Raw genomic sequence first — 14,764 nt, forward strand, 5'->3', positions numbered from 1 at the left:
GGTCGTGAACCCGATTTATGCGCTGCTCGACGCCAAGCTGCATATCGCAGGCTCGGAGATCCTGTGGCGCGAGGTGATCGGCAACGGCTTCGGTTTGGCCTCGGCGATCGGTGGCATGCGGCGTCGGGTCTGGGCCTGGCCCATCGGGATCGCGGGCAACACGCTGTTGTTCACGGTTTTCGTCGGCGGCATTTTCAACACACCCCAGCACTTGAATATGGCGGGGCAGGCCGGCCGCCAGCTGATGTTCGTCGCGGTCAGCGTCTACGGCTGGTGGAGCTGGTACCGCCATGCCCGCATCGAAACCGGGCTGGAGCATCGCGGCGTCGATCCGCGTTGGGCGAGCACGCGGGAGCGCTGGCTGCTCGTCGCGGCCATGCTGATCGGCACCGCCGTTTTCGCGCAGCTCTTCGCCCTGATCGGCTCCTATGGGCCGTGGGCCGAAGCATGGATCTTCACCGGCTCGGTGCTCGCCACCTACGGCATGGCCCGTGGCCTCGCCGAATTCTGGCTCATCTGGATCGCCGTCGACCTGGTCGGGGTGCCGCTGCTGCTGAAGGCCGGCTACTACCCGTCGGCCACGTTGTACTTGGTCTATGCGGGCTTCGTTGCCTGGGGCTTCGTCGTCTGGGCGCGAACGTTGCGTCCTGTCGTCGAGCCGACGCAGCAGCATGACGCGGTGCCGCTCACGCGTCTTCAGTAGCCGCAGGAGCTTCGCCGGACCGCCGACAAATTTTCTTCTCCAACTCCGATGAGTCTGCACGCCGGCGCAGGTAAGTACTCGCGAAACCCCTTCGGAGGAGGAAATTCGCGATGAACATGACCGTCGGTCAGCGCTGGGTACTGGCGCTGACCTCGCTTTCCGCATTGATGATCACGCTCGATTCCCTGATCGTCACCACGGCGCTGCACGCGATCCAGCTCGATTTACACGCGTCGATCGCCGAGCTGGAATGGACGATGAACGCCTACACCCTGAGTTTCGCGGTGCTGCTGATGGCAGGCGCGGCGCTCGGCGACCGCTTGGGCCGCAGGCGGGTACTCGCGGCCGGCCTGATCGTATTCAGCGTGGCCTCTGCCGGGTGCGCGCTGGCACCGAGCCTGGGCTGGCTGATCGCCGCGCGAGCCGCGCAGGGCGCGGGCGCCGCAGCCGTGCTGCCGGTGGCCATGGCGTTGCTGTCGGCCACGTTTCAGCCGGAGCAGCGGACGCGGGCGCTCGGATTGTTTGCCGCCGTAACCGGATTGGCCACCCTCGGCGGCCCACTGGTCGGTGGCGCGGTGGTGCAGGGCTTGGCCTGGCAATGGATCTTCTGGCTGAACGTCCCGATCGTTGCGGTGCTCGTCCCACTGGTACGCACACGGCTTGCCGAAAGTTTCGGCGCCGCACGAACAGTGGACTACCCAGGAATCGTGCTGGTGAGCGTTGCCGCGCTCGGGCTGGTGTGGGGGCTGGTTCGGGGCAACGAGTCCGGTTGGGCCAGTGCCGAAGTAGTCGGCGCGTTCGTCGTCGGCGCGGTGGGGCTGTTCGGGTTCGTCCGCTGGGAGTTGCGCACCGGCACACCGCTGATGCCGATGCAGTTCTTCTCGTCCCGAGCCTTCTCCGCAGGAAATACGGTGGGATTCTTATTGTTTGCCACGGTCTTCAGCGGCGCGTTCTTCTTCGCCCAGTTCCTGCAGGTGGTTCAGCAACAGGGTCCGCTCGGTGCCGGCGTCCGGTTGGCGCCGTGGACGGTGACGCTGTTCCTCGTCGCGCCCGTGGCGGGCAAGCAGATCAACAGGTTCGGCGAACGCCCCCTCATCGTCACCGGATTGCTCATGCAGGGTGTCGGTTTCGGCTGGATCGCGCTCATCGCCGACCCCGATCTGCGCTATCCGGCCATGATCGCGCCGTTCGTGATCATGGGTATCGGCGTGTCCATGGCGATACCTGCGGCGCAGAGTGCGGTGCTGCGTGCCGTGCCGATGTCTGCGGTCGGGGCCGCGTCGGGCACCTTCAACACGCTGCGCCAACTCGGCGGCGCTTTCGGCATTGCCGTGCCCGCAGCGGTCTTTGCGGCAGCCGGCGGGTTCGGATCGGTGCAGGCGTTCAGCGATGGATTCGCCGCGGCGATCGGAACGGCGGCGCTCCTCTCGCTCGCAGGTGCGGTGATCGGCCTGCTGATTCCCGGAGGTGCGCCGGTGGCACCGGGTCTGGCCGAATCATCGAATTCGGTAGGCGCGCCCGCCGCGGGTGGGCCGGTGTCCGCGGTCTCGCCGGTCCCCGCCGATAGCACGGGGACCACCGCATGACCCGCATCGACCGACGGGAACCGAGCTCCGGCTCGGTAGGTTGTGCACCTATGACGATCGGTGCGGATTTCGCGGCGCGGACGATGCCCTACCGCCCGGAGCTGCTGGCGCACTGCTATCGCATGCTCGGCTCGATCCACGACGCCGAGGATCTGGTGCAGGAAACCATGTTGCGCGCCTGGCGGGCCGCGGACCGCTTCGACGAACAGCGCGCCTCGATGCGCACCTGGCTGTACCGGATCGCGACAAATGCCTGCCTGACCGCGCTCGAGCAGCGCGGCAGGCGGGCACTGCCCACCGGGCTCGTCGGACCGAGCGCGCAGATGCCGACCCGCCCCGAGAAGCACCCCGAGATCTCTTGGCTGGAGCCGATTCCCGATGCGCTGCTCGGCACGTCGGCCGACGACCCGGCGACCGTGGTGGCCGCACGCAGCGGCATCCGGCTCGCGTTCATCGCGGCTCTGCAATATCTACCTGCCCGGCAGCGTGCCGTACTGATCCTTCGTGACGTGCTCGCCTGGTCGGCGGCCGAGGTCGCCGACCTCCTCGAAACCTCCCCCGCCGCAGTCAACAGCGCCCTGCAACGCGCACACGCCCAACTCGACAAGGATGCCCCGATGCTCGATCGAATGTCGGAATCCCTGAGTCCGAACGAACGCGCGATGGTCGATCGCTACATGTCCACCTTCGGCAATGCCGACATGGACGAATTCGCCAAGCTATTGCGCGACGACGTGACGCTCGAAATGCCACCCGCCCTGATCTGGTTCGCCGGCCGCACCCATGTCGTCGAGTTCTACGCCGCCAGGTGCGCAACGGACCCGACCCAATGGCGCGCCATCCCGACCGCAGCCAACACCCAACCCGCCGTCGCCTACTACCTCCGCGACGAAACCGGTTGCTACCGTCCGCATTCCATCCACACCTTCACGCTGAAGGACTCGGTGATCCATCGAATCACCGTCTTCGTGGACCCAACCCTCTTCCCCCGCTTCGGCCTTCCCGCGGTCGTCTGACCACCGAGGTCAGCGATCGCAGCGGCGATCGACGTAGCGGGCCACGCGGCCCGTGCGTTGTTCGCGCCGCAGACCCGAACACACGAAGCCCGGAAGCAGGGCGGATTGCGCGGCGTTCAGTGTCTGGTCAGAGGAGCCGGAGGTGGGCCGGACTGTCCGTGCGTTCTCCGGCGATCTGGAGCGTGTCCACGGTCGATCGCGGGCGAAGCCCGGCGAGTAGACAGGGTGCAGGACAAGCGAATTCCCCACCCGCAGCCGATGCCCACAAATCGCCACTATGGTCGGATCTATGGATGACGAAGTATCAGTGCGACTCGGGACCGCCGCCGACGCACGACGACACTTCGACGCGATCTGCCAGCTCTACGACGCCGCGTTCTCGCAACCGCCGTTCGTATGGCCGGACACCGAGTCGCAGCACCACCGGGAACTACTGACCGGCATGATCGGGTCACCGAACTTCGGGATCGCGGTAGCCACCGACGCCGCGGACGCCCTGATCGGATTCGTCTACGGAACAACGCTATCGACCACCACCGGATGGTGGAAGGGATTCCAGCAGCCGGTACCCGCCGAGGTGACGACCGAGTGGCCTGCCCGCACCTTCGCCGTCATAGACCTCGCCGTCGACGCCGCAGCGCGAAGGCACGGTATCGGACGCCGCCTGCTCGACACCCTGCTCGGCAACCGTACCGAGGAACGCGCGACGCTGGCGGTACAACCGCAGGCCGATGCCAGCCACGCCTTCTACCGGGCGCTCGGCGGATGGCACCTGATCGGACGCCAAGACACACCCGGAATGCTGTCCCCCGAATTTGATATCTACATCCGGGAATTGGACAGGCCGTAGTCGTTCATCAGGTCATCCAAATGGCGGACACACAAAGCGTCCGCCCACGGCGTCAAATCCGCCCGTACGCCCGCGATGATCCCCGACAGCCGGTCCGAGCGGCACGCCGCAGCCAGCACGGCCGCTTCCCCGATCACCTGCGCCGCCTCATCGATCTCGCGTCCCTCGATGTGGGCGTGCGCCAGATCGACGTAGGCCATTGCCCGGTTGCGGGTGTATCCCTCGCCGATCAGCTCCAGCGAAGATAGGGCCGCCTGATGCGCGTCGGCCGCTCGCCCGATCCGATACATGCAGTCGCTACGGAACGACAGCGACAGCCCCGGCCCGTGGAAATAGGCGACGCTCGCCTCCGTCCCGATACCGTCGACGAGCGCATCGTCCGCCGTGTCCAACGCCGCGAGACACGCGTTGGCCCGTCCGCTGGACGCGTACGCGAACGCCGCGATCACTTCCGCATAGGACCTCAACAGGCTGTCGTCGACGCTGCGCGCCCACACCTGCGCTGCCACAGCATGATCGATACCGGTCCGCGGAGACCCCCGCCAGGTCGACAGGTAGCTCAGATTGCACAACACCAGCGCGACCAGCTCGTCGTTGCCCGCCTCGTGCGCGGACTCGCGGGCCGCCTCATAGCTCGCATTGGCAAGATCGAACGCACGCAGATCGAAATGCATCCACCCAGCCAGCTGCGCCAACTGCGAATGCACGGTCAACAACCGAGGCTTCAACCGCTCGGGTGCCTGGGCCAGCAGCGCCCGCGCAATAGCCTGCTGCGCGGTCACCATCGGCAGTACAGCTTGCGGGCCGTACACATCATTTTGTGTCAGTGCGATATTCAGTGCGTCTTCGATATGGGCGATGCTCGCATCATCCACCCGCTCGGGCCGGATCAGCACCTCACCAACGCGCCGTTGTTCATTGACATCCAGGCCCGCCAGGATTGCAGCGACGGCAGGCAGGCCGCCTGCGACACCGCCGAACAGTTGCAAAAGCTCCCGTCGATTCATTTCGACCCACATCCGCAAATCGTCATCCAATGGCGAGTGTAGGCCCGCACGGTCCGGTGCCGCCGCGACAACTACCGCGAGCGCCGACGATGGCTCGGCTTTGTGGAACCGGTGAGCCTGCTCGCGAGTCAGACTGTCCAGCAACGTATCCATCACATCCGCCGACCGCGGACTCAGCAACGCTGCCGCGCCTTCCTGCTCCCACTTTCCGACCGTGCGCACACCACGCTGACACACCGCAGCGAACTCCGCCTGAGACAGGCGCATCGCATCGCGAAGTGCCTTCACATCGGTACCCGTCCATTTCTCGATCATCGCTGGTCCACCCCCCAACTCGGCGTGTCGAATACCGAAAGAGTAGGACCAAATTGCCGGTTGCGTACCTGTATCGCCGGTCATGGGGAACCGATGCTGAACGAGCACCCGTCGCCGGAGTGCTTCCAAGCCGGAAACCGTGACCAGGGGGTCAAAGTTGTTGACCACGAAAGAATTGCCGAAGCGGACCACCGCGCTCGAAGGGCCACCCCGCCCAGTCTTCTGTGACCTGCCAGGCGAGGCGATCGCCCGCTACCGCGACGCCCTCACCAATTGGGCCGCCACGCCCGACCCTGTCTCCTGTGAACTGCCCAGCGATGAAATGGTCAGCATCAGCGACGCACTCGCCGAATGGGCAAACCCAATGCGGCCCGGTGGCGGGGTGTCAGGTCCCCTGCCACCGGTGCCACTGACTCCAGCCGAGGCGGTGCAATGAACCTTGTCTGTCGAACTCATCGAACTCGTCGCGGACGGCTCACGCGAATGGGATCCCGGCACACTGCCTCAACATGCCGATGCCCAGGTCTCAGCCATCGGCCACAGCACCGACCACGACACAAGGGATTGAACTCAATGGAGCACATACCTTTTGGGGATACCCCCGTGTCCCGTTGCCTCTTCTACCGGCGGGTATGCGATCTGCCCGCAACCATCGATCCACCGAGCTTGGGTCGCATCATCATGAAAGCCAGCCACGTCGAAGGGCTCACGATGCCCGCACCGCTGGGCCAATCGGTCAAACACGACATGGGCCGACGCGGAGCCGCTATCGGCCCGATCCTGTCGCATCCACGGTCCAACAGATGGACATTCTTGATCCGACCCGACATACCCGACGATGTGCCGCTGTTCGCTGATCTGTTCCGCCACAACATATCTGTCATCCGCGACGGCGGAACAGTGGCGTTGCCGTCGCCGACCACGCAATCCGGGGCCATCAGGCAATGGATCGAACCACCACATGACACCTTCCGACCCTCCGGACTTCTCGTCATCGAATCGGTTCGCGCGTGCGTGGGACCGGGCCGGGCGCGTGAGGTGGCGCATGTCTGAATGTGATTGCGGCCCATGGGTCAGCCTGTCCCATTGCGGCGGAAGCGGTTTCAGCGCCGACGGCGCACTGATCAAGGTGATATGCCCTCAGCACTCGTGCCGGAAGTGGGTGTCGCTGCTCGATGGCCGCATCGAGATGCACACCGGGGGCGATCCGCTGCAACGGTGCCGATGGACAGATGTCCGGGTGAAAGATGACCGTGAGGTGTTAGGGATCGCATGGCCGGATAGAGCCCGTCAACCACCAGCACAAGCCGCCATCGAACCAGACGTCACCACCGACCTGTCGAACAGCGAACCCCATGACTGCTAAAGCGATCGGGCTGTTAGTTCTCGATGTCAGCGGCCCGCACCTGTTGCGAGACGAACGGGTCATCACCGATTTGGCCGACCAGCGCGGCTACACCCTGGCCGGGCTGGTCACCATCGCTCACGACACGTTCATGCCGACGACACTTATCGTCGCGACAGCGTGCCGCAACGGTGCGTCGACGATCATCGCGCCGAGCGTCGACCACATCAAGCACAACGCCCGCGCCATCGCCATAGCGTGCGACCTCATCACCCCGACCCACCGCATCCCCTGCACATCCCCTGACCGACGAGGAGGCATGTCATGAGCACACCAGACGGCGAATACAAAGCTGCCCTCAGAGAGTTCCGGCGCGCCTCGGATGCGTTTCATGACGGGGGCCTTCCCCCGACCGGGCCACTCGCGGATGCGTACAACGCGGCTGCGGCACGCCTGAAAGGGGTGGCGTCTCACCGCTGCGACACCGATGAGCCGACTAGATTCGATGCGCTATGACATCGGACAGCCAGGACGAGGGGAAGCCAGTGGACGACGAGCAGATCGGTTTTGATATCGAATTCGACGAACAAACCGAAGCGTTTTTGGATTGGGTTGCTCCAGAACGCATGGAATCGGAAGTGCAAGCTTTCCTCGCTAGGGTCGCTCCAGATTTGAGCGATGATTCGCAGTGGTGGAAGCCGCCGCTGTCGACTCAAATCATGGAGACGTCGGCGCAATTGTTTAGCGACTGGGCTGGATTTCTCGCACCCGAAAATCGTGAACTCGCTGATGGCTTGATTCGGTTTCTTGGGGAATGCTGCATACGTCGACGTGCCGGTATGACATGGACGAACAGTCCTGGGTCAGGCACACCGTTGTATACCGATTTCGGCCCCGCAGCACACTTCGCTGACAGCGGCCTTGGCTGCGAGCTGATGCCGCTGGCGAGTGAATTGTTCGAGGAGCACTTCGGCCCCAAGGGAGTCGAATACAGCATTCGCATGGCAGGAAAGCCTGCCTGACTAAGAGGCAAAAACGGGGGGCGTTGTGCCCGACGAATACGACGATTTCCGTCGAAGACTGTCCAACTATGAAAAGGGCCTATACTTCGAGCTTGGCCGGGCACATGAGCGGGGCGAAACCCGTGACCGGGGGTGGGTTCGCCAATTCACGCTCAAGATTGGCAAAAACATTCGCGTGCTGGATTCGGCACGGACTGAAGGGAAGAGCACTCGAGGTACAGAGCGCAAATCGGGCCGGGTCAACGAACGGGAAACGCTGAGGCAACTAAAGACTGAACGGGAATTACTTGTTTCCGGCCAGTTGACGCGTAGTCAGTGGGAGACCGTTGCTGGCGAGAAGATGCCGCGCGCTGTCCTCAGCTATATGCAGCAGATGGGTCGAGACTTCCCAGGCCGGTTTCAGCACGAGATCGTTTCCCGCGCCGATGCATTGCGGGCAATACAGCTCGGCCAATCCCTGGCGGGTAGGCAACTCGAATTAGTCCGACCATATGAGTTGCAACGGGCCGAGCGTGCTCGTCAACGGCTAGAGAAGATACGTGAAATTGTTCGGGTGCGTGACGAGAAGGCCCGCGAGAGAGCCGAGAAATTCCAGCGCATGCAGCAGTTCCGTGAAGCTGCCGCACGCGGTAGGGCGGATGCCACTGAGCGGGCTGAGCGCGACCGACAAGCGCGAGAGCAGGCCACGCGTGCCAAGGCGCGGGACGTACCGGAAACCGAACGTGCAAGGGTTGAACGCGAGGCCGCTGAACGGGCGGCGCGTGAATTCCCGGTACCCAGCCAGCTCTTCGGGCGGGAAGCCACCGACGGCGGGGAAGGTGTACACGACAAGGCACGGGCTGAGCGTGAGGCGGCCGAGAAGGCTCGGGAGCAACCTGACAGGGCACGGGAGGCAGCCGAAGCGGCGGAGCGGATCCATCTACACCGGGAATTCTTTGCGGCGCAACGCGAACGTGCCGAGCGAGCGGGCATCTTGGATTCGGTACGCGTTGTGCAACTCCAGTGGAATCAGCCGGGGGAACAGCGTCAGCCGGAACCGGTGGATCGGACAGTTGCCGACGCCAATCGTCATCACAACGAAGCCAGGGAACGCGAACGCGTCGAGGAGCGAGAACGTCAGCGCACCCTTGGGCGCGAACCTGACTAGAAGGGTTCGGGGTGCTGCCTACCGAGACTACAAAGCGGCCCGTGGAGCCCATTTCCGGGAAATCCGGCGCTAAGGAGTTATCGCAGATAATGAACCATTATCTGCGATAGTCTCGGGGTCTGCCTGGCGCGATGGCCATCGCAGGCTGACTGGTTGGCCATTGATACGGGCCTACTGCATCAGTTGGATGTGGGCGTGATCGGGTGACGTTGGGCAGACGCGAAGGATCATGTCGTAACCGCGAGCAATTGTGACGTCGGGGCCTATGGTCGTGCTGTAATCATCTGCGAGGGCCTGATCTTCGTAGGGTATCCAGCTGTGGGTTCCGCCGTCCCATTCGCACGAGGCGACGGTGAGCAGCGGTTCGGTCTCGATACCACAGGTGGGGCATGGCTGTGGAAAGGGGTCCGTGGTGCCCCACCGGATATGGCCGCCGACCTTCCACCCGGGTGCAACGCATATGTTGTCGATGAACCAGCTCTCGATGTCATCCGGATCGATCCCGGTTTGCTGCTGGCTCGCCCACTGTCGCATTTGCTCCAGCGGCTCGCTGCCGAGTTCTTCGAAATCGCTCGGGTATTCGGTGATGCGTTCCGGCTCCACCGTGCACGGCAAGGGTATGTAGTTGTAGCCGAAATCCACCGCTGCCGGTATCGGTGGGGCATTCAGGATGTCGGTGACGTCGGCGGCGGTGCGCCACACCAGCGCGGTCTCGGGCATGGCGTCGGCGTTGTCCAACGGGCACCAGAGTATCTGCAGCAGATCCTTGCCCGGTGGCGGACGTAACCCGGGGACGTCACGCGTATACAGTTGCGCCACCGGCAACATAGCATTCGGTACATCGGCCATCGGCCGCCACGGTACGGTATTGCGTTGCGTCAGCTTGGCATCCGCCAACGACTGTAACGGGTTGAGCCCGTGGGGATTCCACGCGTTGGTTAAGAAGTCCCAGTCGTGAGGCCCGTGACAGTGTGGCCACGGTTCATCGGTCGACCACAGCAAAGGGCCGCCGATCGAACTGTCGTATACCGATGGTGTGCCGCTGCGCGGGTGTAGCCGGGTCGCGGGACGAGCCAGCGGCGCCAGTGCGGGACACGCGGCTGCGACATCGACAGCTCGGGGTGGTGTGGTGCGGGTCATCGACAAACCTCTTCGGATTCGGGGCGTTCGAACTGTAGTTCGAAGTATGTCGAATCCCACGGTTGGGAATATCTGGCCGGACGTCCCTCCGCACCCTAGAGCCGCAGGCACGCGACACAGCCCGCCATGCAACCACCGCAAGGCCCTACCCGCCACCCGAATCCATCGAATCAAGCCGGGCCAACACGGCATTCAGCCAGCCCGGATCACCCGGGCATCGCTAAGCGCCGGATTTCTCAAATCTGGACCCCACGGGCCAAAGCCCCCAAAGCGCCGCCGACCACCTGCCGATGAAATGAGCAGGCCGGCGATCGCTTCCTGATCCGGCCGTTCGGCATCCGTCAATGAGACACACTCACTCGGTCAATGGGTCGGCGGCGATGGATCGGCGAATTTCGCCGACGACAAAACAGCCCGGCGACTGTATGGCGGCTGTGCCAAAGAAATCGAAAGCTGTCCGGAACCGCGCTACACGACGTCCACCCTCACGCCTGCGGCGCGGATCGTCGCGATGGCCGCGGGATCGGCATCGGAATCCGTGACGAGCACGTCGATCTGCTCGATGCCACAGATCCGGGCCAGCGCGGATCGTTCCAGCTTGTCGGCGGTGGCAACCACCATGACGTAGCCGGAACGGCGCACCATCTCGGTTGTCACCCCGGCTTCGTCGATATGCCGGCACTGCGCGCCGCCCTCGGCGGAGATCGCATTCACCCCGAGGATCAGCGCATCCAAGCGCAGCTCGGCCAGGGCGCGCTCGGCCAGTGGCCCGTGCAGCTCATAGGACTCCCGGCGCGCCACCCCACCGAGGCAGATGGTGCGCAGATGCGGACGCAGCACCATCTCGCCGGCGATATTCAATGCGTTGGTGACGATCGTGAGCTGATCGCCGCCGGCATTCGCCAGATCGGCGCGCCCCGCCAACGCCCGCGCCACCGCCGTGGTGGTGGTGCCGCCGTTCATGCCGACCACCGCGCTCGGATTGACAAGTGTCGCAGCATGTTCGGCGATCCGCTGCTTGGCCTCGCCGCCGGTCTGCCGATAGCGGGCGGGCAGATCGTAGGCCACGGTGGTCGCGACGACCCCACCATGCGTCCTGGTGGCCAGCTGCTGTTCGGCGAGCGCGGTGAAGTCGCGGCGCACCGTCGCCGGTGATACGCCGAGACGTTCGGCAGCTTCCTCCACCGAAAGCCGCCCCGAGTCGGCGAGGAGCTCGAGCAGCCGATTCCACCGCTGCGGCCGATCAGTCGGTCCGGTCATCTCACCCGTTCCCAGTCGAGCGGACGACCTGCTGTTTTTCCAGGCACGCGAACAATATGACCACAGGCACGCTGCCGACCGTAGAGATTCCGGACGGGTATTGCCAAGCCTGGTGACAACCGCTCGGCCACTCTCATTCCTTTCCCGGCGTGGCCCGCAGCCCGTCCAGCACGATCTCCACCACCCGATGGACGGCCTCGGCATACGACTCGTTGGATCGGGTGTAGATCTGCAACGTCATCAGTGCGGCCACATCCTCCGTCCGAATATCCACACGCACGGCTCCGGATGCCTTGGCCTGCTCGGTCATTCGCTCGACGAGGTCGACGACCTTGCCACGCACTTCACGCAGCCTCGGGTCGGCCTGGATCTGCGCGTGCAGCGCCGGCTCGATGGCCGCGGCAAGTCCGCCCACCTTTCGTTCGGCGCATTCGTGCAGGAATCGGCGCAGTGCGGGCCACGCGTCGACCTCCTCCTGCCAGGAAGTGGCGGCGGTCTGCGCCAGGTCGGCGAGGTAGGAGTGGGCAGTCGCGGCAATCAGCGCGTCGCGGTCGGGGAAGTGCCGATACAGCGTGCCGACGCCGACGCCCGCGCGGTCGGCGATCTCTTTCATGGATACGTCGATGCCTTGTTCACGGAATGTCACCAGGGTCGCCGCGATGATCTGTTCGCGGTTGTTCCTGGCATCTGCCCTCTTCGCCGGGGTCGTGGCACTCACCTCCCACTTTAAGTGGACGAAATCCTTCCGCTTACCGTACCGTCTTCTAAGCGGACGAAATTCGTCCACTTATGCGGAAGGCGTTGCCATGAACAAAACGGTTCTGATCTCGGGCGCAGGCATCGGCGGCTCGACGCTCGCGTTCTGGCTGGCCCGCCGGGGCTTCGAGGTCACGGTGGTCGAACGGGCCGCGGGAGTGCGTTCCAGCGGCAATCCCGTCGATGTCAAAGGGCCCGCGGTCGAGGTGGTCGAGCAGATGGGTGTCATGCCGCAACTGCGCGCGGCCGGGTCCGATGTCTCCCGGATGAGCTTTGTCGACAGCCACGGCAGGCAGGTCGCGCACGTCGACCTGAAGGCCTTCCAGGGGTCGGCCGGTGCGCGCGAAGTCGAGGTGCCCAGGGCCGATCTCGCGAATATCCTGCTCGACGCGGGCCGCGAACAGTACGAGTTCCTGTGGAACGACACGATTACCGATCTCGCCCAAGACCCCGCCGGAGTGGACGTCACCTTCGCCGCCGCGCCGCCGCGCCGATTCGACCTCGTCATCGGCGCAGACGGACTGCATTCCGCGGTGCGGCGCTCGGTCTTCGGCGAGGAGACCGCATTCCTCACGCACCAGGGGATCTACGTCGCGACACTGCGGATCGCCGAACCCTTCGGCAGCGACAGGAAAGTCCTCATCTACAACACCCCGGGGCGGGCGCTGGCGGTGCATCCGACGCGCGGCCGGGCGGTTGCCGCATTCATGTTCCGCCACCAGGGCATTCCCGGCTACGACCACCGCGACACCGCGCAGCACAAGCGGACGCTCATCGAAGCGTTCACCGATCAGGGCTGGCGAGTCCCCGAACTGCTGGACCGGGTGCGCGACACCGACGACCTGTTCTTCGACTCCGTCAGCAAAGGCGAGCTGCCGCAATGGTCCGACGGCCGTATCGCGCTGCTCGGCGACGCCGCCTCCTGCGTATCACTGTTCGGCGACGGCACCACGCTCGCCATCGCCGGTGCCTACACCTTGGCGGAAGCACTCACGGCCGATCCCGACGATCACCGAGCGGCATTCCGGAACTACGAACGGCAGCATCGAATGTTGGTGGAGCCCAAGCTCAATGGCGTCACCGCGGCGGCAGCCCTACTGATCCCCGCGACCAGAGCCGGGATCGCGATCCGCAATGCGGCCACTCGGGTGGTACCCGCGATCACCGCGGTCCGCGGTCTACTGCGACCGGCGGCGTGACGGGACCGGCGCAGCCATCAGCCGCGCCTCTCGGAGGCTCCCGCCAACGGGATCGTCAGGAAGGATGCGGGTGTTCGAGTTTCGCTGAATGCCGTAGGCGCAAGTCCAGAATTGACGAAATACGCTATCTCATCGCACATCTCATCTAGTGAGACTTCCCCGGGCAGTGTGTGCTGCACCAGCTCCTGTGCAAGCGAGTTCACCGCGCCGATCACCGCGAGCGCGAACAGATCGAAACGCCGCGGCTTGGTTTCGCCTCGTTCGACCGCGCGTTCCGCTTCGCTGACCAGCAGTGCCGAAAGCAGGCGTCGCTGCCGCCTGCGCCAATCCTCCACGGCCGGACTGACTCCGACCACCTCGACATATAGGACCCGCGCGGAGCGCTGATCCTGGCAGGTCACTTCCAAGTAGGCACGGACACCGTCGACCAGCCTTGTCGAAAACGGCTCGCCCTGAGTCTTTTCCAATACTTCCAATGTTCGTTCGACCGCATGCGAGGTAATGCGGTTGACCAGCGCGATCAACAAAGCTTCGCGGCTACCCATATCTTCGTAGAAGCTGCGGGTGGAAACGTTGGCAGTGGTGCACAACCGCTCGATCGAGGTCGCGGCATAACCATGGGTGCCGAACAACTCCAGCGCGGCATCGACGAGCCGCTGCTGCCGCTGTGCTACCCGCTGCTCCTTGGACAAGCCGCCGTAACTGCGACCGTCTCTTTGCTCGTCATCCTGCTGTGCCACGCTTCGATGCTACCGAGCGAGCGCGGCCGAACCCCGACGCGGACATCTGGATGACCGGGTCGACGCCGAGGGGTGCGGACCGGCTACCGCTGCTGCCCGACAAGGGCTTAGGCCATGGGCGGCAACAGATCTGAGAGCCGCTGCGTGAACTGCGGCGCGGTCACGGCGCTGACCGGATATGACGAGCTCGCAGGATCTCACCCGGCTGCGCCTGCGCGACAACGCCGGCTGACGGCTGGAAGAAGTCGTCGGTCGGCATGCCGCTCGATACGCCCAACCGGGAATGGGACACGCTGGTCATGGGCCGCCGCGGCACCTACGAACCGGGCCTCGAGATCGGGATCACCAGCCCGTGCAACCATCTGAAGCAGTACGTCTTCTCCACCACCCTGGAACCCGTCGACAACCCGCAGGTGGAGATCGTCGACACCGATCCGGTCGAGCTGGTGCGGCGGTTGAAAAAGGAGGAGGGCCTGAACATCTGGCTCTGCGGTGGTGGAAACCTGGCCGGACAGCTCATCGACGAGATCGACCAGCTGATCATCAAGAGCTCCCCCGTGATCGCAAGCGAAGGCGTGCAGGCCTTCACCGGCAACTTCCAACCGACGCAGCTCACGGTCACCACGCGCCAGGAGTTCAGCAGCGGCGCGCGAGTCACCTGGTTCGACCGCACCTGAG

Annotated in this window: 16 protein-coding genes; 11 read left to right on the forward strand and 5 right to left on the reverse strand. The window is 64.5% G+C overall.

The features are described from left to right. The first annotated feature begins 4 nt into the window (after positions 1-4). The 4 genes from pnuC (at position 5) to OHQ90_RS01345 (ending at position 4,155) form a co-directional block, all read left to right on the forward strand. The gene (gene pnuC, locus OHQ90_RS01330; RefSeq protein WP_328406716.1) at positions 5-703 is read left to right on the forward strand and encodes a nicotinamide riboside transporter PnuC; all 699 of its coding nucleotides are present in this window, start codon (positions 5-7) and stop codon (positions 701-703) included. 110 nt (positions 704-813) lie between these two features. Then, the gene (locus OHQ90_RS01335) at positions 814-2,289 is read left to right on the forward strand and encodes an MFS transporter (protein WP_328406717.1); all 1,476 of its coding nucleotides are present in this window, start codon (positions 814-816) and stop codon (positions 2,287-2,289) included. Between the two features lie 50 nt (positions 2,290-2,339). Next, complete coding sequence (locus OHQ90_RS01340; RefSeq protein ID WP_328406718.1) at positions 2,340-3,305, forward strand: sigma-70 family RNA polymerase sigma factor; 966 nt, start codon at positions 2,340-2,342, stop codon at positions 3,303-3,305. A gap of 289 nt (positions 3,306-3,594) precedes the next feature. Then, complete coding sequence (locus OHQ90_RS01345; RefSeq protein ID WP_328406719.1) at positions 3,595-4,155, forward strand: GNAT family N-acetyltransferase; 561 nt, start codon at positions 3,595-3,597, stop codon at positions 4,153-4,155. On the opposite strand, the gene OHQ90_RS01350 is transcribed toward OHQ90_RS01345, so the two are convergent. Next, positions 4,128-5,477: a helix-turn-helix domain-containing protein gene (locus OHQ90_RS01350; protein WP_328406720.1), complete on the reverse strand. Its 1,350-nt coding sequence runs from the start codon at positions 5,475-5,477 to the stop codon at positions 4,128-4,130. The genes OHQ90_RS01345 and OHQ90_RS01350 overlap by 28 nt on opposite strands. 139 nt (positions 5,478-5,616) lie before the next feature. Here OHQ90_RS01350 and OHQ90_RS01355 point away from each other — a divergent pair, with 139 nt between their 5' ends. From OHQ90_RS01355 to OHQ90_RS01375, 5 genes are all read left to right on the forward strand, one after another. After that, positions 5,617-5,913 (forward strand): hypothetical protein, encoded by a 297-nt coding sequence (locus tag OHQ90_RS01355; RefSeq protein ID WP_328406721.1) that lies wholly within the window; start codon positions 5,617-5,619, stop codon positions 5,911-5,913. A 167-nt stretch (positions 5,914-6,080) separates the two neighbouring features. Then, entirely contained in the window at positions 6,081-6,530 is a 450-nt protein-coding gene (locus OHQ90_RS01360; protein WP_328406722.1) for a DNA-directed RNA polymerase subunit beta, read from the forward strand. A gap of 302 nt (positions 6,531-6,832) precedes the next feature. Continuing rightward, complete coding sequence (locus OHQ90_RS01365; protein WP_328406723.1) at positions 6,833-7,150, forward strand: hypothetical protein; 318 nt, start codon at positions 6,833-6,835, stop codon at positions 7,148-7,150. A gap of 217 nt (positions 7,151-7,367) precedes the next feature. Beyond that, complete coding sequence (locus tag OHQ90_RS01370; RefSeq protein ID WP_328406724.1) at positions 7,368-7,844, forward strand: hypothetical protein; 477 nt, start codon at positions 7,368-7,370, stop codon at positions 7,842-7,844. 25 nt (positions 7,845-7,869) lie between these two features. After that, positions 7,870-8,991 (forward strand): hypothetical protein, encoded by a 1,122-nt coding sequence (locus OHQ90_RS01375; protein WP_328406725.1) that lies wholly within the window; start codon positions 7,870-7,872, stop codon positions 8,989-8,991. 171 nt (positions 8,992-9,162) lie between these two features. Here the strand turns inward: OHQ90_RS01375 and OHQ90_RS01380 are convergent, their stop codons facing one another. From OHQ90_RS01380 to OHQ90_RS01390, 3 genes are all read right to left on the reverse strand, one after another. Next, positions 9,163-10,131: a hypothetical protein gene (locus OHQ90_RS01380; RefSeq protein WP_328406726.1), complete on the reverse strand. Its 969-nt coding sequence runs from the start codon at positions 10,129-10,131 to the stop codon at positions 9,163-9,165. A gap of 468 nt (positions 10,132-10,599) precedes the next feature. Beyond that, positions 10,600-11,391, reverse strand: coding sequence for a DeoR/GlpR family DNA-binding transcription regulator (locus tag OHQ90_RS01385; protein ID WP_328406727.1), 792 nt, complete (start codon positions 11,389-11,391; stop codon positions 10,600-10,602). A 133-nt stretch (positions 11,392-11,524) separates the two neighbouring features. Beyond that, on the reverse strand, positions 11,525-12,109 hold the full coding sequence (locus tag OHQ90_RS01390) for a TetR/AcrR family transcriptional regulator (protein WP_328406728.1): 585 nt from the start codon (positions 12,107-12,109) through the stop codon (positions 11,525-11,527). An 88-nt stretch (positions 12,110-12,197) separates the two neighbouring features. Here OHQ90_RS01390 and OHQ90_RS01395 point away from each other — a divergent pair, with 88 nt between their 5' ends. Next, positions 12,198-13,346, forward strand: a complete 1,149-nt coding sequence (locus OHQ90_RS01395; protein ID WP_328406729.1) for an FAD-dependent monooxygenase — start codon at positions 12,198-12,200, stop codon at positions 13,344-13,346. A gap of 17 nt (positions 13,347-13,363) precedes the next feature. Here the strand turns inward: OHQ90_RS01395 and OHQ90_RS01400 are convergent, their stop codons facing one another. Next, positions 13,364-14,086: a TetR/AcrR family transcriptional regulator gene (locus tag OHQ90_RS01400; protein ID WP_328406730.1), complete on the reverse strand. Its 723-nt coding sequence runs from the start codon at positions 14,084-14,086 to the stop codon at positions 13,364-13,366. Positions 14,087-14,343: 257 nt separating this feature from the next. On the opposite strand from OHQ90_RS01400, the gene OHQ90_RS01405 reads away from it, so the two are divergent. Continuing rightward, positions 14,344-14,763 (forward strand): dihydrofolate reductase family protein, encoded by a 420-nt coding sequence (locus tag OHQ90_RS01405; RefSeq protein WP_328406731.1) that lies wholly within the window; start codon positions 14,344-14,346, stop codon positions 14,761-14,763. Position 14,764: the final 1 nt, after the last annotated feature.

Origin of the sequence: Nocardia sp. NBC_00403 (assembly GCF_036046055.1) — a bacterium.
Classification (GTDB): Bacteria; Actinomycetota; Actinomycetes; order Mycobacteriales; family Mycobacteriaceae; genus Nocardia.

What these genes read in the sequence shown, in the direction of transcription:
- OHQ90_RS01335 (WP_328406717.1), top strand. Translation starts at nt 814, where the DNA reads ATGAACATGACCGTCGGTCAGCGCTGGGTACTGGCGCTGACCTCGCTT.
- OHQ90_RS01385 (WP_328406727.1), bottom strand. Translation starts at nt 11,391, where the DNA reads ATGACCGGACCGACTGATCGGCCGCAGCGGTGGAATCGGCTGCTCGAG.
- OHQ90_RS01380 (WP_328406726.1), bottom strand. Translation starts at nt 10,131, where the DNA reads ATGACCCGCACCACACCACCCCGAGCTGTCGATGTCGCAGCCGCGTGT.
- OHQ90_RS01395 (WP_328406729.1), top strand. Translation starts at nt 12,198, where the DNA reads ATGAACAAAACGGTTCTGATCTCGGGCGCAGGCATCGGCGGCTCGACG.
- OHQ90_RS01365 (WP_328406723.1), top strand. Translation starts at nt 6,833, where the DNA reads ATGACTGCTAAAGCGATCGGGCTGTTAGTTCTCGATGTCAGCGGCCCG.
- OHQ90_RS01405 (WP_328406731.1), top strand. Translation starts at nt 14,344, where the DNA reads ATGCCGCTCGATACGCCCAACCGGGAATGGGACACGCTGGTCATGGGC.
- OHQ90_RS01340 (WP_328406718.1), top strand. Translation starts at nt 2,340, where the DNA reads ATGACGATCGGTGCGGATTTCGCGGCGCGGACGATGCCCTACCGCCCG.
- OHQ90_RS01345 (WP_328406719.1), top strand. Translation starts at nt 3,595, where the DNA reads ATGGATGACGAAGTATCAGTGCGACTCGGGACCGCCGCCGACGCACGA.
- OHQ90_RS01350 (WP_328406720.1), bottom strand. Translation starts at nt 5,477, where the DNA reads ATGATCGAGAAATGGACGGGTACCGATGTGAAGGCACTTCGCGATGCG.